Origin of the sequence: Mycobacterium aquaticum (genome assembly GCF_002086485.1) — a bacterium.
In the GTDB taxonomy this organism is placed as follows: Bacteria; Actinomycetota; Actinomycetes; order Mycobacteriales; family Mycobacteriaceae; genus Mycobacterium; species Mycobacterium aquaticum.
The window spans coordinates 76,402-93,758 of record NZ_MVHF01000018.1; the positions used below are offsets into that span (position 1 = coordinate 76,402).

General features: G+C 67.6%; 15 protein-coding genes. 5 read left to right on the top strand and 10 right to left on the bottom strand.

From position 1 onward, the window contains the following. Positions 1-91: 91 nt before the first annotated feature. The 6 genes from BST13_RS18495 to BST13_RS18520 form a co-directional block, all read right to left on the bottom strand. Positions 92-1,519 carry a DUF2252 domain-containing protein gene (locus tag BST13_RS18495; protein ID WP_083165477.1) on the bottom strand — a complete coding sequence of 476 codons (1,428 nt, stop codon included), beginning with the start codon at positions 1,517-1,519 and terminating at the stop codon, positions 92-94. A 22-nt stretch (positions 1,520-1,541) separates the two neighbouring features. After that, positions 1,542-2,582 (bottom strand): zinc-dependent alcohol dehydrogenase family protein, encoded by a 1,041-nt coding sequence (locus tag BST13_RS18500; protein ID WP_083165478.1) that lies wholly within the window; start codon positions 2,580-2,582, stop codon positions 1,542-1,544. A 30-nt stretch (positions 2,583-2,612) separates the two neighbouring features. Then, complete coding sequence (locus tag BST13_RS18505; protein ID WP_083165479.1) at positions 2,613-3,287, bottom strand: PIG-L deacetylase family protein; 675 nt, start codon at positions 3,285-3,287, stop codon at positions 2,613-2,615. A 46-nt stretch (positions 3,288-3,333) separates the two neighbouring features. Then, positions 3,334-4,698, bottom strand: a complete 1,365-nt coding sequence (locus BST13_RS18510) for an LLM class flavin-dependent oxidoreductase (protein WP_083165480.1) — start codon at positions 4,696-4,698, stop codon at positions 3,334-3,336. Continuing rightward, complete coding sequence (locus tag BST13_RS18515) at positions 4,695-6,002, bottom strand: MFS transporter (protein ID WP_083165481.1); 1,308 nt, start codon at positions 6,000-6,002, stop codon at positions 4,695-4,697. Before BST13_RS18515 ends, BST13_RS18510 begins: the two co-directional genes overlap by 4 nt. 72 nt (positions 6,003-6,074) lie before the next feature. After that, a complete protein-coding gene (locus BST13_RS18520) occupies positions 6,075-6,683 on the bottom strand; it encodes a TetR/AcrR family transcriptional regulator (protein ID WP_083165482.1) in 609 nt (202 codons plus the stop codon). 44 nt (positions 6,684-6,727) lie between these two features. Between BST13_RS18520 and BST13_RS18525 the strand changes: the two genes are divergently transcribed. Together BST13_RS18525 and BST13_RS18530 are read left to right on the top strand one after the other, a co-directional pair. Next, positions 6,728-7,867: a phosphotransferase family protein gene (locus tag BST13_RS18525; protein WP_083165483.1), complete on the top strand. Its 1,140-nt coding sequence runs from the start codon at positions 6,728-6,730 to the stop codon at positions 7,865-7,867. 11 nt (positions 7,868-7,878) lie between these two features. Next, the gene (locus BST13_RS18530) at positions 7,879-9,009 is read left to right on the top strand and encodes an Rv3169 family protein (protein WP_211296120.1); all 1,131 of its coding nucleotides are present in this window, start codon (positions 7,879-7,881) and stop codon (positions 9,007-9,009) included. A gap of 74 nt (positions 9,010-9,083) precedes the next feature. Here the strand turns inward: BST13_RS18530 and BST13_RS18535 are convergent, their stop codons facing one another. Then, positions 9,084-10,571 carry a flavin-containing monooxygenase gene (locus BST13_RS18535; RefSeq protein ID WP_083165485.1) on the bottom strand — a complete coding sequence of 496 codons (1,488 nt, stop codon included), beginning with the start codon at positions 10,569-10,571 and terminating at the stop codon, positions 9,084-9,086. A gap of 44 nt (positions 10,572-10,615) precedes the next feature. After that, positions 10,616-11,587 carry an LLM class F420-dependent oxidoreductase gene (locus BST13_RS18540; RefSeq protein WP_083165534.1) on the bottom strand — a complete coding sequence of 324 codons (972 nt, stop codon included), beginning with the start codon at positions 11,585-11,587 and terminating at the stop codon, positions 10,616-10,618. Between the two features lie 28 nt (positions 11,588-11,615). Between BST13_RS18540 and BST13_RS18545 the strand changes: the two genes are divergently transcribed. After that, positions 11,616-12,971: a flavin monoamine oxidase family protein gene (locus BST13_RS18545; protein ID WP_083165486.1), complete on the top strand. Its 1,356-nt coding sequence runs from the start codon at positions 11,616-11,618 to the stop codon at positions 12,969-12,971. Here BST13_RS18545 and BST13_RS18550 read toward each other — a convergent pair. Then, positions 12,964-13,896 (bottom strand): alpha/beta fold hydrolase, encoded by a 933-nt coding sequence (locus BST13_RS18550; RefSeq protein WP_083165535.1) that lies wholly within the window; start codon positions 13,894-13,896, stop codon positions 12,964-12,966. The genes BST13_RS18545 and BST13_RS18550 overlap by 8 nt on opposite strands. Positions 13,897-13,950: 54 nt before the next feature. Further along, positions 13,951-15,039, bottom strand: a complete 1,089-nt coding sequence (locus BST13_RS18555) for an NAD(P)-dependent alcohol dehydrogenase (protein WP_083165487.1) — start codon at positions 15,037-15,039, stop codon at positions 13,951-13,953. 124 nt (positions 15,040-15,163) lie between these two features. Between BST13_RS18555 and BST13_RS18560 the strand changes: the two genes are divergently transcribed. Next, positions 15,164-16,135: an NADPH:quinone oxidoreductase family protein gene (locus BST13_RS18560; RefSeq protein ID WP_083165488.1), complete on the top strand. Its 972-nt coding sequence runs from the start codon at positions 15,164-15,166 to the stop codon at positions 16,133-16,135. Positions 16,136-16,253: 118 nt separating this feature from the next. Then, positions 16,254-17,357 carry a DUF2235 domain-containing protein gene (locus tag BST13_RS18565; RefSeq protein ID WP_083165489.1) on the top strand — a complete coding sequence of 368 codons (1,104 nt, stop codon included), beginning with the start codon at positions 16,254-16,256 and terminating at the stop codon, positions 17,355-17,357.

Genomic DNA, 17,357 nt, shown 5'->3' on the forward strand with positions numbered 1-17,357 from the left:
CTACTTAAATAACGGAACGGTTTCGTAACGAAACTACACCTCGCCGCTGCCGGCCGCCAGATTCAGTTCATGGCGCCAGAGATCCTTGGACTCAGACGCCGCGCTCCACGGGCAGCAGCCCACGATCCACGGCGGCAACCAGAGCGGCGTGGTCGGCCTCGGTCTGGTCGGCATAACGCCGGGCGAACAGACACAGCGCCTGGTCCACGCGGTCGGAGCGGCCCATGTAGCCGGCGATCATCGATGCGCCACTCGTGCGGGCATGGCCTTTCGCGAGCAACTGTCCGACGACGCCCGCGTAGTCGGTGAGCGCGGTGGCGTCGATGGCATCCAGTGGGATGGTGCCCTTCATGTTGCGGAACTGCCGCACGTAGTACTGCCGACCGTCCATGCTGGTCCAGCCCAGCAGCGGATCACTGACGGTCTGAAGTGCCTGCTGATACTCCACCACCCGCTGCCCCTGGTGGGCGTGCCAGGCGGATTCGCCGTGCACATAGCGTGCGAGCACCGAACGGCGAGCCTGTTTGAGCTGCAGGAAGATCACGTCGTCGGCCGTCGAACCTTCGAGCAGTGCCACGTAGGCACGCAATCCGACACTGCCGACCCCGACGACCTTGTGCGCGACGTCGACCAGCGTGTACCCACCGAGCATGCGCCGCCAGTGCGGCGCCAAGGTGCACAGGTACTCGTCGAGCGCCTCGGCGAGCTGATCGGCGTCCGGTTCGGAGAGCCGGGTGATCAGCGGGGGCTCCTCCACCAGCCGGCGCACTCCCGCGACCTCTTCGGTGAAACGGGGCAGGGCACGGTCGCTCGTGCGGTTGCGGGCCCGCTTGGCGGCACGGTTCACCTCGTCCTGCAACCTGCCGCCGGCCTCGGCGGCAAGTTCGTCGGCACCGATCCGCTGGAACGAGCGCGCGAACAGCGGCTGGTCGGCCAGCCAGCGAATCTGCTTGCGGTAGGACGCAACACAGGCTTGCACCGAGGTGGCGCACTGCTCTTCACTGGCGCCGTTGTGCCTGCCCGCTACCCAGATGCTGGCCACCAAACGACGCAGATCCCATTCCCAGCCGCCGGGGTGAGCCTCGTCGAAGTCGTTGAGATCGATGACCAGATCCCGCTCCGGCGACGCGTAGAACCCGAAATTGCCCAGATGCGCGTCCCCGCAGACGACCGGGTTGATGCCGGTGCTCGGCAGATGCGCGACATCCTCGGCCATGACCACCGCCGAACCACGGAGAAAGCCGTACGGCGACGCGACCATGCGACCGACCCGGACCGGGATGAGCCGATCGACACGGCCCTCGTGGCTGATCGTGATCAGCTGGACCGGGTCGGGGCGTCCGATGCGCGGATCCCAATCGGCCAGTGTGCGACGCGGAACGCGTTTGCGCAGCCCCTTGCCGATCGCGTATCGCTCGGCACGCGACACCGGTCGGTGCCGCAGCGACTGATACGAGGTGCTGTCGACCTCTGCCAGCACAGTGTGACTGCTGCCGTTGGTCCGTGAATCGCCGATCACAGGCTGATGGTACGACTCACCCTCAGCGGCCGGGTTCGATGATGGTCATCCCGGGACCCGTCGGCGCATCCATGGCGGCCAGCGCCGCGCCCGCCTCGTCGAGCCCCACCACCCGCGTCACCAACCGTTCCGGGTCAAGAGCGCCGGTCGCGAGGAGCGCAAGCATCGCCGGATAGTCCACGGCGGGCATACCGTGCGAGCCGAGGACCGCGAGCTCCTGGGCGATCACGCGGTCCATGGGCAGGGCGGTCTGCGCCGCGTCGCCGAGCAGCAAACCCACCTGAACGTGCCGGCCCCGACGGCGCAGTGAGGACACCGAGGCCACCGCGACCGCGGGGTGGCCGATGGCGTCGACGCCGATGTGCGCCCCTCCCCCGGTCCGATGGACGACTTCGGTTGCGACATCGTCGATCTCGGAGCCGTTCACCAGTTCGTCTGCGCCGAGCGCACCGGCCGTGGCGAGCGCTTCTGCGCTGCGGTCGATGGCAACGACGTTGGCGCCGAACGCTTTCGCGATCATCACCGCCGACAGGCCGACGCCGCCGCAGCCGTGTATCGCGACCCACTGGCCGGGCTGTACCCCGCCGTGCGTGACGACGGCACGAAACGACGTCGCGAACCGGCACCCCAGTGCGGCCGCCGCGACGAACGAAACCGTATCCGGCAGCCGCACCAGGTTGGTCTGCGCACGTGGCACGGCCACCCGCTGAGCGAAGGAGCCCGGCAGGGTGAACCCGGGCTGCAGCTGGTCGGGGCATACTTGCGCGTCGCCTGCGGCGCAGTACTCGCACTGCCCACAACCCAGCACGAACGGCACCGTGACGCGCTCACCGACCTGCCAGTCGGTGACATCCGTGCCGACTGCAGCGATGGTCCCGGCGAACTCGTGCCCGGGAATGATGGGCAGTTCAACCGGATCGTGACCCCGCCAGGCATGCCAGTCAGAACGGCACACGCCGGTGGCGGCCACCTCGACGATCACACCGTCGGGAGGGCATTCGGGAGCGCCCACATCGACAACTGCCGGCAGCACACCGACCTCGGGATACACCACGGCTCGCACACGTCGATAGTAGGCGGGGCGGGTTCTCGCTCAGCGGTGTCGCTTGAGAATGAAATCCACGGCGCGTCCACCGACCGCCTCCCGTACCGGGGTTGTCATCTCCACCTGGTGGCGAGCCTGCTCGACGACAGGCGTGTGCGGGTCGAGCACTGACAGGTAAACCTCATGGGCGGCAAGCGATTCGACCGCCCTCTCGAGATAACCCTCCACCGCCTCACAGTGCGTCGGCTCCGGCCCGTTCTCGAACAACCAGCGTGGTGGCTCGACCAAACCGTCGAAGGCCGCCGCGACCGCGTGCGCGAACTCGATGTGGTCGCGCTGATTGGGCGCATCGGGCGCCCAACTCGCGCCGCTGTAGATGGTGACGACGAGGTCGGGGTGCAACGTCGCGATGGTCGTGGCGATCTTGGCGCGCAACTCGGGGGTGTCGCGAATGTCGCTGTCTGGAAAGTCCCAGAACGCCACGTCACTGACGCCGACGAGGGCCGCCGACCGGCGCTGCTCGACTTCCCGCAACGGTCCGGCCTGCTCGGGCGGCATGCCTGCGATGCCCCGCTCACCACGGGAGGCCAGGGCGTAATGCACGGTCTTGCCGGAATCGGTCCACTTGGCGACGGCCGCGCCGATGCCGTACTCGGGATCGTCGGGGTGAGGCACCAGCACGAGTGCGATCTGCCAGTCCGCGGGGAACGGTTGCTCGCTCATCGTCCCAGTGTCGGGCCTCGACGACGGTGTATGTCAACTGATCGTGTCAGGACCAATCCGACGGCCGGTACGCCGCGCCAGGGTGGTCCGCGGACAGTAACGGTCCGGCGCCGCCGAGCCGCTCTCGTAGTGTCGCCCGCTCCGCGTGATCCGGGACCCGGCCACGACGACGCAACTCGGGTACGACATGGCGGGCGAAGTCGACGAAGGTCCCCGGTGTCGTGACGTAGGCCAGATTGAACCCGTCGACGCCGGCCTCGTCGACCCAGCGTTCGAGTTCGTCGGCGACCTCGGCCGGCGAACCCACCACCACCGGTCCACGGCCACCGAGACCGACTTCGTGGGCGAGCTCCCCCGCGGTCCAGTTGCGGTCCGGCGTGGTAAACGATGCCAGCGCAGACCGATTGGCCTCGGTCTGTACGTATTTCAGCGGTTCGTCGGCCCCGAGCTCGGCGAGGTCCACCCCGGTCCAGCCGCCGAACAGCGCCAGCGCACCGTCGGTGCTCACATACCTCCGGTAGTCGTGCAGCTTGGCGACGGCCGCCTCATGGGTTTCGGCGACGATCGGGGTCAGCATCGTGAACACCTTGATCGACCGGGGATCTCGCCCGAGCTCGGCTGCGGCGGCACGCAGCGCCGTGACCGGCTTGGCGACGATTTCCGGCGTCGGGCCCGACACGAAGACCGCCTCGGCATGGGCGGCGGCGAATCGGACTCCTCGAGGTGAGGCTCCCGCCTGAAACAGCACGGGCGTGCGCTGTGGGGACGGTTCGGACAGGAACGGCCCCGGGACGCTGAAGTAGCGACCTTTGTGTTCGATGTCGTGCACTTTGGCCGGATCGGTGAACACGCCGCGCTCTCGGTCGCGGACAACGGCGCCCGGCTCCCACGACGCCTCCCACAGCTTGTAGCAGACCTCGAGGTACTCCTCGGCGATCTCATAGCGCTCGTCGTGCGGGATTTGGGCGTCCAGCCCGAGATTGCGGGCGGCGCTGTCGAGGTACGAGGTGACGATGTTCCAGGCCACCCGGCCATCGGTCAGGTGATCCAGCGTCGCGAACCGCCGCGCGAGTGCGTAGGGCTGCTCGTAGGTCAGCGACACCGTGACTCCGAAACCGAGCGTTTCGGTAACCGCGGCCATGGCCGACACAGCCAGCGTCGGATCGTTGACCGGTACCTGTGCGGCGTCGGCCACTGCCGCGTCCCGCGAACCGCCATAGACGTCGTACACCCCGAGCACGTCGGCGAGGAACAGCGCGTCGAAACCTCCGGACTCCAGGATGCGGGCCAGCTCTGTCCAGTAGCCCAATTCGCGGTATCGGTAGCCCTGGTCTTCGGGGTGACGCCACAGCCCTGCGGACTGATGTCCGACGCATGCCATGTCGAACGCGTTGAGATAAATCCGGCTCATCGCGCGTCCCCGATCTCGTCCCGATGCGTTTCCCGTGCGAAGTAGGCGGATGTCAGCGTGATCGCGGTCAGCACCGCGAAATACCCGACGATCAGCCAGGGGCTGCCCCCACCGGCCACCAGCAGAGCCGCTGCGATCAACGGTGCGAATCCACCCGAGAGCACCGCACCGATCTGATACCCCAGCGAAGCCCCGCTGTAGCGCACCCGGGTGTCGAACAGTTCACCGAACCAGGCGGCCTGGGGCCCGTACATGGCGTCGTGCGCGATGTTGATCCCGAACACCATGGACAGCACGATTGCGACGTGGGATCCGGTGCCTGCCGCCACGAAGAACAGGGTCAGGGCCACCACACCCGCCATGGCGCCGAACAGGTACGGTGGCCGCCTGCCCACGCGGTCGGACAGCATCGCCCACGCCGGCGTGCTGATCAGGCCGATGGCCGACGCGATGAGGACGGCCGTCAGGCCGACCTGGCTGCCCGCCTCTGAATCCGCAAGGTAGGTCAATGAATACGTGGTCAGCAGGACGAACAGGGCAATCTGTGAGAACCGTAACCCGGTGGTGATCAACACATTTCGCGGCTGGGTACGCAGCACCTCCAGCACCGGCAACCGCACCACCTCGCCGCGGTCCCGGACTCGCGTGAACACCTCGGCGTCGGTGATCCTCAGTCGGATCACCAGCCCGATCACGACGAGAACGGCACTCAGCAGGAACGGGATTCGCCAACCGTAGCTGAGGAAGGCATCGGGGCCCGTGATCGTCCTCGTCGCGTAGAAAACCCCCGTCGACAGCAACATGCCTGCCGGCGAGCCCAATTGCGTGAAGCTGCCGAACAGGCCGCGGCGCCCCGCCGGTGCATGCTCCACCGAGAGCAGTGCCGCGCCGCCCCATTCCGCGCCCACCGCCAGGCCCTGCAGCAACCGCAGGCTCACCAGCAGTGCGGGAGCCAGCAGCCCGACCTGGGCGTACGTCGGCAAAAGCCCGATCGCGAAGGTGCTCAGGCCCATTCCGACGAGCGCGGCCACCAGAACAGCCTTGCGTCCCAACCGGTCTCCGTAGTGACCTGATATCAGCGCGCCGAGCGGCCTGGCCCCGAACCCCGCCGCATACGTCGCGAACGAGGCCAGGGTTCCCGCCGTCGATGAGATGTTCGGGAAGAACAGTGGTTTGAAGACCAAGGCAGCGGCCGTGGCGTACAGATAGAAGTCGTACCACTCGATCGTGGTGCCGACCGCGCTGCCCAACGCGACAGTGCGCGCAGTGGGTTTGGCCGCCGAACGTGGGGCAGTAAGCGTCACGTGGCCACAGGCTATGCAGCGCCGCGGCCGCCCGGAAGGTTTGTCCTCACCATGACGCAAAAGGGCCGGGAGTCACTGCCCGATGGTCACACCGTGGACCACGATCGCGGTGGTCTGGGCCACCCATTCGTCATCGAGGTCGCTGCCCGGCCACAACAGCATTCTCAACATGGTGGCCCCACCGATGATCTCCACGAGCCGGTCCGGGTCGACGTCGGCATGCACCTCTCCGCGGGCGATGCCGTCGACCACCCGGTCGCGCACCGCCGCGAACATCCCGGTGAAGCGGGCCATCACCCGCGCATTGAGCTCGGGATCGGCGGCCACGTCGGCCACCAGCCCCGGCAGGGCGGCGCGCACCACCGGGCTGGTGAACACGTCCCGTGCGGCGCTGATCATGGCCCGCACGTCGGCGGCGACATCGCCTGGCGGGGTGGCCAGCGCGCTCGGCGCCGCGGGGAATGCGGCCTCGTGCACGAGCTCGGCTTTGCTCGACCATCTCCGATACAGCGCCGTCTTGGTGGTCTGCGCGCGTTCGGCGACGGCGGCCATGGTGACTGCCGAATAGCCGATTTCCACAAGCAGATCCGCGGTGGCGCGCAGTATGGCAGCGTCGATGCGCGGGTCGCGGGGGCGCCCGGCGCCCGGAACCTTGCCATTCGAAGACGCGTCTGCTTTCATAACGCTACCCACAGTATCGTAATTACGTCGGGAAGGAAAAGCTCATGGCCGCTGAACGGGCCGTAGAGGACGTCGACCGACTGCAACGGTCCAGTCGGGACACCAGCGATCTGCCCGCGGTGATGTCGCAGTGGCTGTCGACGGTGATGCCCGGCGGTGTGGCACCGGAGATCACCGTGGAGAGCGGCGTCGACTCCAACGGAATGTCCTCGGAGACGATCATTCTCACGGGCCGGTGGAGCGAAGACGGCGAAGTCAGAGAACAGCAATGGGTGGCCCGGGTGGCACCCACCGATGACGACGTGCCCGTGTTCTCGGCGTACCGGCTGGGCGACCAGTTCGAGGTGATGCGGCTGGCCCGCGAGTTGACCGATGTCCCGATACCTGCGGTGCGCTGGCTGGAACCCACGGGCGAGGTACTGGGCCGGCCGTTTTTCCTGATGGACCGGGTTGACGGGGTGGTGCCGCCCGACGTCATGCCCTACACGTTCGGCAACAACTGGTTCGCCGACGCCACCGCCGAGCAGCAGCGGACCCTGCAGGACTCGACCGTGCGGGTGCTGGCTCAATTGCATGCAATCCCCAACGCAGAGAAGACTTTTGACTTCTTGACGCGGGCCGATCCGCCGGGAGACACCGCGCTGCGCAGGCACTTGAGGTGGCTCAAGGACTGGTACGAGTTCGCCGTACCGGACATCGGCCGCTCACCGCTGGTCGATCAGGCACTGCAATGGCTGGAGGAGCACTTCCCCGAGGACATCGCGGCAGGCGAGTCTGTACTGGTGTGGGGCGACTCACGCATCGGCAACGTGCTCTACCGGGACTTCGAGCCCGCCGCGGTTCTCGATTGGGAGATGGCCACGGTGGGCCCGCGCGAGTTCGACGTCGCGTGGATCATCTACGCGCACATGGTCTTCCAAGAGCTCTGCGGTATGGCAGGCCTTCCCGGGCTGCCGGATGTGCTGCGCGAGGAAGACGTCCGCGCCACCTATCGCGAACACAGCGGGGTCGAGGTCGGCGACCTCAGCTGGTTCTACGTGTATTCGGGGGTGGTGTGGGCCTGCGTCTTCATGCGCACCGGCGCACGCCGCGTGCATTTCGGGGAGATGGAAAAACCTGACGACGTCGAAACCCTGTTCTACCACCGGCCTCTGCTGCAACGCATGATCGAGGAGACACCATAGTGCTCGGCCCCATGGACGAATTCCCGGTACACCAGGTCCCCCAGCCCATCGCCTGGCCCGGATCATCGGACCGGAATTTCTACGACCGCTCGTATTTCAATGCCCACGACCGCACCGGCGACATCTTCGTCATCACCGGCATCGGCTACTACCCCAACCTCGGGGTCAAGGATGCCTATCTGCTGGTCGGTCGCCGCGGCAGCGGCAGATTCGGCGGGGGCGGTGACACCCAAACCGCGGTCCATCTGTCCGACGCCATCGACCAGGACCGGCTGCACCAGCACGTCCTCGGCTACCGCGTCGAGGTCACCGAACCACTGCAGCAAGTGCGCATCGTGCTCGACGAAACCGACGGCATCGCAGCAGATCTCACCTGGAACGGGCTTTTCGACGTCGTACAGGAGCAGCCGCATCTGATGCGGCAGGGCAACCGCGTCACCCTCGATGCCCAGCGGTTCGCCCAATTGGGTTCGTGGACCGGTCATCTGGAGATCGACGGGGAGCACATCGCCGTCGACCCGGCAACGTGGATCGGCTCTCGGGACCGCTCGTGGGGAATCCGGCCGATCGGCGAGGCCGAGCCCGCGGGCCGTCCGGCCGATCCGCCGTTCGAGGGCATGTGGTGGCTCTACGTGCCGATCGCGTTCGACGAGTTCTCGATCGTCATCATCATCCAGGAGGAACCCAACGGATTCCGCTCGCTCAACGATTGCACGCGGATCTGGAAGGACGGCCGCGTCGAACAACTCGGCTGGCCGCGCGTGAAGATCCACTACCGCTCCGGCACCCGTATCCCGACCGGCGCGACCATCGACGCCACGACTCTCGACGGCTCGCCGGTACAGTTCGAGGTGGAATCCAAACTGCCCGTGCCCATTCACGTGGGCGGCGGCTACGGCGGCGACGTCGACTGGCTGCACGGCATGTGGAAAGGCGAGCGGTTCACCGAACGCCTCACCTACGACATGACCGATCCCGCGATCATCGGCCGGGCCGGGTTCGGCGTGATCGACCACGTCGGCCGCGCGGTGTGCACCGAAGGCAACGGTGCACCCGTGGAGGGCTGGGGCCTGTTCGAGCACGGCGCGCTGGGCCGCCACGACCCGTCAGGTTTCGCGGACTGGCTGACCGTCGCCCCCTAGTTTTCTTGCGCGAGCAGACGCAGAATCGCACTGTAGCCGGTCGACTTGTGCGAGTCTGCGTCTGCTCGCGGGAACTAGGCGACTGACTCGGAGCGGGCCATGGCGGGCGCACGGCCGAACACCATCGACTCGTCGATGCGGTCGAACCGGTGGTCGATGGCATCGAGCACGTAGTTGTGCCGAACATGCCATGGTCGCTTGGTGCCCGAGCGCGGCAGCGCATGTGCGGAGCGCTGGATGTAGCCGGATTCCAGATCCCAGGTCCGCTTCTCCTGCATGGGGCCCGGTCCCCGGTGCGGATAGGCGTGGGTGTACCCGTGGGAATCCATGTAGGCCAACAGCTTCGCCACGGCGCGGGCCGTCATGTCGGCGCGTAGCGTCCACGACGCGTTGGTGTATCCGATGCACCACGCCATGTTGGGGACGTCTTCGAGCAGGAACTCCTTGTAGACGAAGCGCTCGGTCGGCTTCATCTCGATGCCGTCGATACTGAGGGTCACGCCGCCGAGGGCCTGCAACTGCAAACCCGTTGCGGTGACGATGATGTCGGCGTCGACGCGGCCGCCCGAGCGCAACACGATGCCGTCGGCATCGACGTGGTCGATGTTATCGGTCACCACGTCGACTCGGCCGTCGCTGATGCGCTCGAACAGATCGTCGTCGAGCACCAGGCACAGCCGCTGATCCCACGGGTTGTACCGCGGCTTGAAATGGACGTCGACGGGATAGCCCGGGGGCAGCGCCGCGACTGTGCGGTTGCGGATCAGCCGGCGGCCGAACTCGGGTGCCTTGCGGAACACGAAGTACATCAACACGTGGATCATCGCGTTGCGGAATCGCACGATTTGATGGGAAACCCTCCGCGGCAGGTATTTTCGGATGGCCTGCACCATCGGATCGACGCGCGCCATCGACAGGATGTAGGTCGGTGAGCGCTGCAGCATCGTCACGTGACCGGCCTGGCGCGCCAACGCGGGAATCAAGCTGATCGCGGTGGCGCCGCTGCCGATCACCACCACCCGCTTGCCGGTGTAATCCAGCGCTTCGGGCCAGAATTGCGGGTGCACCACCTCACCACGGAAAGTCTCGATCCCGGGAAATTCGGGGGCGTATGGCTCGTCGTAGTTGTAGTAACCGGTGCCGAAGAAGACGAATCGCGCCCGGTAGGTCCGCGGCTGTCCGTCGTGCTGCGCCTGCACGGTCCAGGTGTCGGTGGCCGAATCCCAATCCGCCGATAGCACCCTGGTGTCGAACTGGATGTGCCGGTCGATGCCGTATTTGCCTGCTGTGGCGGTCAGATACTCGCGAATGTCCGCGCCGTCGGCGACGCTCTCGGGCCGAGTCCACGGTTCGTACGGGAAGCTGAGCGTGAAGATGTCACTGTCGGAACGGATTCCCGGATAGCGGAACAGGTCCCACGTGCCACCGATATGCGCACGGCGCTCCAGGATCGTGTACGTCAGACGAGGGTTCTTCTCATGGATGCGGTAGGCCGCACCGATACCGGAGATACCGGCCCCGATGATGAGCACGTCCGTGTGATCGAGTTCCGTGGCCGCCATGCGAACCTCCTTTGGTCCCGCTGCGTACCATCCACATTTAGCCCTCAGGTGCGCAGTGCGTCAACGATCTCGGCCAGCGAATCGACCGGGATCGGGCCGGGCTGATACAGGCACACCCGGTCGGACACCCCGCACACCCGGTCGCGGATGTGCGCCGCGATGTCGCTGGGGCTACCGCACGCGGCGATGGTGTGCAGCATCTCGTCATCGATCAGCGAACCCATCTCCTGCCAGCGGCCCTGCTTGGACAGCGCATTGAGTTCCGGTTGCAGATCCCCCCAGCCATGCACGTCGAGCACCGGCCGATACGCCGGGGTGGACCCGTAGAACGCCAGCAGCCGCCGGGTCGCGTCGTGATCGTCACCTACCGAGACGATGATCTCGGGGACCACCGCGAAATCAGCGAGCTCGCGACCGGAGGCGCTCAGCCCGTCACGCACCGCGGGCAGTGTCACGTCGTTCAGGAACCGCCGGGAGCCGAACGGCATGACCAGCAGGCCATCGGCGAACTGGGCGGTCGCCCGCGTCAACCGCGGCCCGAGCGCACCGACATAGATCGGCGGCGGACCGTACGGGTTGTCCCGCGGCGTGAATGTGGGTGTCATCAGCGTGTGCCGATAGAACTCGCCGTGAAAGTTCAGCCGTTCGCCTGTCTGCCAGGCCGCGAAGATCGCTCGCAGCGCGGCGATGAGTTCGGCCATCCGGGCCACCGGGCGGTCGAAGTCTGCGCCGTAACGCTTTTCGATCTGAGTCCGGATCTGCGTGCCCAATCCCAAGGTGAACCGCCCGCCGGAGAGCAATTGATGGTCGACGGCCTGATGGGCCAGCTGAATGGGGTTGCGCGGAAAGGCGATTGCGACGTTGGTCAGCAGGTCCAGGCCACCGACCGTGGACGCCAACGTCAGTGGTGCGAACACGTCGTGCGGGCCTTCGAAGGTGAATACGCCGCCGGCACCGGCCTCCCGCAACGCGTGAGCCCGGTCGATCGCGTCCGTCGGCCCGAACAACGCCGTCATCACCTGCATGGCGTGAGAGCCTAGTCAGATGAGCATCCCAACCAACGCCGACGTCGTCGTGGTGGGGGCCGGATTCGCCGGGCTGGCGGCCGCCCGCCAACTGGAGAGCCTCGGGCACGACGTGCTGGTGCTCGAGGGCCGCGACCGGGTCGGGGGCCGTTCGTCGACCACCACGATCGCCGGTGTCCCGGTGGACCTGGGCGGCACGTTCGTCGGGCCGACGCAGGACGCGGTGCTGAAACTGGCCGCCGAATTGGGCTGCGAGACCGTGCCGACGTACTGCCGCGGGAAGAACTTGATCCGCTGGCACGGCAAGGTCCGGTCGTACCGCAGCACCATCCCGAAGCTGTCGATCATCGAACTGGTCGACGTGTCGCGCATCCAATGGCGGTTCGAGCGGCTGCGCCGCCAGGTCCGGGTGTCCGAGCCGTGGAACGGCGCCACCGCCCGCAAACTCGATCAGATCACCATGGAGCGCTGGCTGCGGTCGGTGCACGCCAGCGCCTCGACACGCAATCTGATGGCGATCGTGTCCCGAGTGACCTGGGGCGCCGAACCGGATGCGGTGTCGATGCTGCATGCCGTGCGCTACATCAGGGCCGCAGGCGGACTGGGCCGCTTGCTCGACGTCAAGGGCGGTGCGCAGCAGGACCGCTTCCCGGGCGGCACGCAGCAGATCGCCCTGCGGATGGCCGAGGAGCTGGGTGAGCGCGTGGTGCTCGGGACGCCCGCGCAGCGCATCGAGCGCCGACCGGACGGCGGCGTCGTGGTCGGCTACGCGGGCGGTCAGGTGTCGGCCCGCGCTGTGATCGTGGCGATCGCACCCCAGCATCGCGCCCACATCGCATTCGACCCGCCACTGCCCCGGCAGTACACGGAGCTGACCGAGCACTGGCCGCAGGGCACGTTGAGCAAGGCGTATGCCGCCTACGACAAGCCGTTCTGGCGGGCCGGCGGGTGTTCGGGTGAGGCGTTGTCCGACGAGGGGCCGGTGTTCATCACCTTCGACGTCAGCCCCGAGGACGGTCCCGGCATCCTGCTGGGGTTCACCGACGCCCGCGCGTTTGACCCGCTGCCCGCCGAACAGCGGCGCGATCAGGCGCTTGCCGGCTTCGCCAGGCTGTTCGGCAAGGCCGCGTTGAAGCCCGTCGACTACATCGACCACTGTTGGGGCACAGAAGCATTCGCCCCGGGCGGACCGACAGCGGCCGTGCCGCCGATGTCGTGGACCACCTACGGGCCCTGGCTGCGCAAACCGGTGGACGGCATCTTCTGGGCAGGCACCGAGACGGCCGACCGGTGGACAGGGTTCCTCGACGGCGCCGTGCGCTCCGGGCAACGCGCGGCGACCGAGGTCGCCGAGGCGCTCGCAAGCCCTAGCTGACGCGTTCGTGTGGGGCCACCGAGTCGGCGAGCGCGCGCAACTGCTGGTTGACCTGCTGGGGACGTTCCAGGATGGCGCAGTGGCCGCCGGTGAGCTCGACGAGCTTGGCCAGGTTGGGTGCGTCCGCGGCGATCCGGCGCGACGCGTTGATCGGCAGCAACCGGTCCTGCGCGCTGCCGATCACCAGGGTGGGCACCGCCAGGTTGCGCAGCGAGATATGCCGCGACCCCAGGCTGTCCACCAGGACGCGCGCCCAGCCGCCGCGCCCAGCCGCCGGGGTCGACGCGAACAGTTCGTAGACGAACTGGGCGACCCACGGGTCGGCATCGCGCCCCACGGCCAGGTATGACACGAATCGTTTGTTGGGACCGTCGGCCAGGCGTGGCACCGGAGTCGCACCGAACGTCTTGAGCAGGGTCCCGGCGGCTCGGACCCGGGTCGCGCTCAACGGTGCAGGGACCTGCGCGAGTTGCACATCCCGCAGCAGGTCACCGGTGGTGGTGTTGATCAACGCGACCGCGGCGGCGCATTGACGCACCCGGAGCGGGTAGCGCTGCGACCACGCACTGATCGCGATGCCACCCATCGAATGACCGGCGATAACGGCCCGCTCCCCTGGTGCGAGGGCGGCGTCGAGCACCGCGTCCAGATCGCCGGCCAGGTGGTTGAGGCTGTAGCCGCGGCGCCCACGCGGGGTCTCGCTGCGGCCGTGCCCACGGTGGTCGTAAGCGATGACACGGTGATCGGTGGCCAAGTCCGCGATCTGGTGCGCCCACACGGTGATGGCGCAGGTGATGCCGTGCGCCAGCACGATCGGCTGACCGTCGGCCGGCCCGAACACCTGCGCATGTAGCCGGACACCGTCGGTGCCACGAACCTGCAGCGGGCGTCCGGGAGGTAGCTGGGGCAGAGCTGCTGCGGTCATCGATGCTCCGATCGTCGGCGTCGTTGCCTTGAGGAAATGCACTGAACTGGCAGCCTACGCGCCGGTCACCAACACCGGTTTGACCACCTCACCGGCCTTGGCGGCTGCCCACGCCCGGTCGAAGTCGTCGAACGGGTAGGTTGTCACGACCTTGTCCAACGGCAGCTCGCCGCGGCGGTGCAGCGCGGCAAGCCGGGGTATGAATGTTTGCGGTTCGCTGTCGCCCTCCACCACGCCGCGCACCGCCAGCCCCTTGCCCATGATGAGCGCGACGGGCAGCTCCGCGGTCAGCGCACCGAGGCCGACGAGCGCCAGGGAGCCGCGCGTGCGCAGCGCACCGACCGCCGCGGCGATCACGTCGGGCCGGGCAGTGGTGTCGACCGCGGCGCCCGCTCCGCCGGTGAGTTCGACCACCTCGGCGACCACGTCGGAGGTTGTCGGGTCGATGGTCGCGGTGGCGCCCAATTCCGTTGCCAGCGTGCGTCGTTGCTCGATGGGGTCGACGGCGACGATGGTCCGGCAACCGGCGATGCGGGCAGCCATGACGGCAGAAAGGCCCACGGCGCCGGCTCCGAAGACGACGAACGGGTCGCCGGGCTCGGGGGTGAGCACGTTGAGCACGGCGCCCACGCCGGTCTGCACGCTGCAGCCGAGCGGCGCCGCCACTGCCGGGTCGATCGACTCGGGCACCGCGACCGCGCTGCGGCTGCGGGCGATGGCGTGGGTGGCGAAACTGGACTGGCCGAAGAAGCCTGCGGTGATCGGGGCGCCATCGAGGCGCAGTGCACTGGACTCGTCGCGACGACCGCCCCGCATGTTGAGGTCGGTGGCGTGATCGCAGTAGGCCGGCCGCCCGGCAGCGCAGTTCGAGCAGACACCGCAACTGGCGAACGTGAGAACCACCTGCTCACCGACCCGCCGCGCGGCCCGCGGTCCCGCCGCGACCACCGTGCCTGCACCTTCGTGCCCGAACACCATGGGCAGCTTGCGGAACCGGGCGGCGACGCTGATGTCGGTGTGGCAGATGCCCACCGCGTCGATGCGCACCAGCACCTCGTCGCCGACAGGTTCCCTGAGTTGGACGTCGGTCAGCTGCGGATCGCCTCCGGCGTCGAGCAGGACAGCGGCGCGGGCTGTGAGCATCGGCTGATGCTAGGACACGAACTTGACACCTGTCGAGAGTGGCCGTGGTTTCCCGGACCGGACGAGGAGGGCGACGGCGGCAGGCGCAGAATTGGGCCCGACCCGATACAGGAAAGAGGCCCCGATGCGTGCAGCACAGATCACCCGGCTCGACGGACCGTCGGCGGTACAGCTGGTCGAGATCGATGAACCGGCCGGGAGCGCCGGGGTGGTGATCGATGTCCATGCGGCCGGGGTGGCTTTCCCCGACGCGTTGCTGACCCGTGGCCTCTACCAGTACAAGCCCGAGCTGCCGTTCACTCCCGGAGCCGAGGTCGCCGGCGTGGTGCGCAGCGCCCCGGCGGGAGCGCACGTGGCGGCCGGTGACCGGGTGCTCGGCCTGACCATGCTGTCCGGCGGGATGGCCGAAGTGGTTGTGCTGCCGCCGGATCGGGTGTTTGCGCTGCCGGATTCGGTGTCGTTCGAATCCGGGGCAGGCATCCTGTTCAACGACATGACGGTGCATTTCGCGCTGCGCACGAGAGGTCGGCTGGCCGCGGGCGAAACGGTGCTGGTGCACGGTGCGGCCGGCGGGATCGGCACCTCGGCGCTGCGATTGGCGCCCGCGCTGGGCGCCGCACGCACCATCGCCGTGGTGTCCACCGAGGAGAAGGCCGAGATCGCCCGGGCGGCAGGGGCTTCCGACGTGGTGCTGGCCGACGGCTTCCGCGACGCCGTCAAAGAGCTCACGGCCGGGCGCGGGGTCGACATCGTCGTCGATCCGGTCGGCGGCGACCGGTTCACCGACTCACTGCGTTCATTGGCGGTGGGAGGCCGGCTGCTGGTCATCGGGTTCACCGGCGGCGACATCCCCACCGTGAAGGTGAACCGGCTGCTGCTCAACAACGTCGACGTTGTCGGCGCCGGGTGGGGCGCGTGGACCTTCACCCACCCGGGCTTCCTGGCCGAACAGTGGGCCGAGCTGCAACCGCTGCTCGCCGAGGGCGCCATCGCGGCACCGGCCCCCGAGGTCTATCCGCTGGAACGCGCCGGCGACGCCATCGCTGCACTGGAAAACCGCAGCGCCAAGGGCAAAGTGGTACTGCGCCTGCGCTGAGGTCTCGTTGCGCACGCAACGACTTCGAGTACGGCCGACGTCCAATGCCGCCCATTTGTGTTCCGGCACAGTCAAACTTGCTTTCGAGACCGCTCGGCCATCCAGGCAAGGGAGAGACATGCCGAAACGTTTGGTGGTGTGCTGCGACGGGACGTGGAACACCCCCGATCAACAGGCTCCGACCAATGTCACCAAGGTCGCACTCGCGGTGGCCGATCAGGACGCCAAAGGGATCGAACAGCGGGTGTTCTATTCCCTTGGCGTCGGCACCGGCCGCGGCGAGCGGATCAGCGGTGGTGCGTTCGGATACGGGCTGTCGCACAACGTCATCGAGGCCTACCGGTTCGTCGTGGAGAACTACGCCCCGGGTGACGAACTGTTCTTCTTCGGGTTCAGCAGGGGCGCGTTCACCGCGCGCAGCACCGCCGGATTCGTCCGCAACGCCGGTATCCTGCGACCACAGCACACCAACCGAATCGACGATGCCTACGCGCTGTACCGCGACCGCACCAGCAAGACGCATCCGCGAAGCACCCAATCGACCCTGTTCCGGCGCTCGTACTCGTATGAATCCCGCATCCGTTTCATCGGTGTCTGGGACACCGTGGGCGCACTGGGCATTCCGGTGAGTGGGTTCGGTCTCGCCAAGCTGGTGAACGAGCGGTGGGCATTTCACGACACCGCGCTGAGCAGTTACGTCGACGCGGCCTTCCAGGCGTTGGCCATCGACGAGAAGCGTGGCCCGTTCCAGCCGACGCTGTGGGCCAGACAACCGGATCCGCCGAAACATCAACGGGTGGAACAGGTGTGGTTTTCCGGGGTGCACTCCGACATCGGGGGAGGCTATCCGGAACACGATCTCAGCGACATCGCCCTGCTCTGGATGGTGGGGCGTGCACGCGGCTATGGTCTGGCCTTCGATCCGACGGCATTCGATCAGCGCTCGCCGGGCGCGGCGCCACCGGCCGTCGAGGACGAGACGCTCGCCACCCGAACGCAGGTGTACCCCGACGCGTTCGGCCAGATGCACGAGACCCGCACCGGCATGTACCGCTTGATCCGGCCGTACATCCGTCAGCCCGGCGGCACCGACCCCGACAACGAATACGTCGCGTCGAGCGCGGTCACCCGCAGCCGCGCCCTGGCGCCCTACGCGACCAACACACTGGGATTCGTCGACGGCCATCCACGCACCATGCCGGTGCGGTATCTACGACGCTGA

What these genes read in the sequence shown, in the direction of transcription:
- BST13_RS18505 (WP_083165479.1), bottom strand. Translation starts at nt 3,287, where the DNA reads ATGAGCGAGCAACCGTTCCCCGCGGACTGGCAGATCGCACTCGTGCTG.
- BST13_RS18520 (WP_083165482.1), bottom strand. Translation starts at nt 6,683, where the DNA reads ATGAAAGCAGACGCGTCTTCGAATGGCAAGGTTCCGGGCGCCGGGCGC.
- BST13_RS18510 (WP_083165480.1), bottom strand. Translation starts at nt 4,698, where the DNA reads ATGAGCCGGATTTATCTCAACGCGTTCGACATGGCATGCGTCGGACAT.
- BST13_RS18525 (WP_083165483.1), top strand. Translation starts at nt 6,728, where the DNA reads ATGGCCGCTGAACGGGCCGTAGAGGACGTCGACCGACTGCAACGGTCC.
- BST13_RS18550 (WP_083165535.1), bottom strand. Translation starts at nt 13,896, where the DNA reads ATGACCGCAGCAGCTCTGCCCCAGCTACCTCCCGGACGCCCGCTGCAG.
- BST13_RS18540 (WP_083165534.1), bottom strand. Translation starts at nt 11,587, where the DNA reads ATGACGGCGTTGTTCGGGCCGACGGACGCGATCGACCGGGCTCACGCG.
- BST13_RS18545 (WP_083165486.1), top strand. Translation starts at nt 11,616, where the DNA reads ATGAGCATCCCAACCAACGCCGACGTCGTCGTGGTGGGGGCCGGATTC.
- BST13_RS18535 (WP_083165485.1), bottom strand. Translation starts at nt 10,571, where the DNA reads ATGGCGGCCACGGAACTCGATCACACGGACGTGCTCATCATCGGGGCC.
- BST13_RS18565 (WP_083165489.1), top strand. Translation starts at nt 16,254, where the DNA reads ATGCCGAAACGTTTGGTGGTGTGCTGCGACGGGACGTGGAACACCCCC.
- BST13_RS18560 (WP_083165488.1), top strand. Translation starts at nt 15,164, where the DNA reads ATGCGTGCAGCACAGATCACCCGGCTCGACGGACCGTCGGCGGTACAG.
- BST13_RS18555 (WP_083165487.1), bottom strand. Translation starts at nt 15,039, where the DNA reads ATGCTCACAGCCCGCGCCGCTGTCCTGCTCGACGCCGGAGGCGATCCG.
- BST13_RS18530 (WP_211296120.1), top strand. Translation starts at nt 7,879, where the DNA reads ATGGACGAATTCCCGGTACACCAGGTCCCCCAGCCCATCGCCTGGCCC.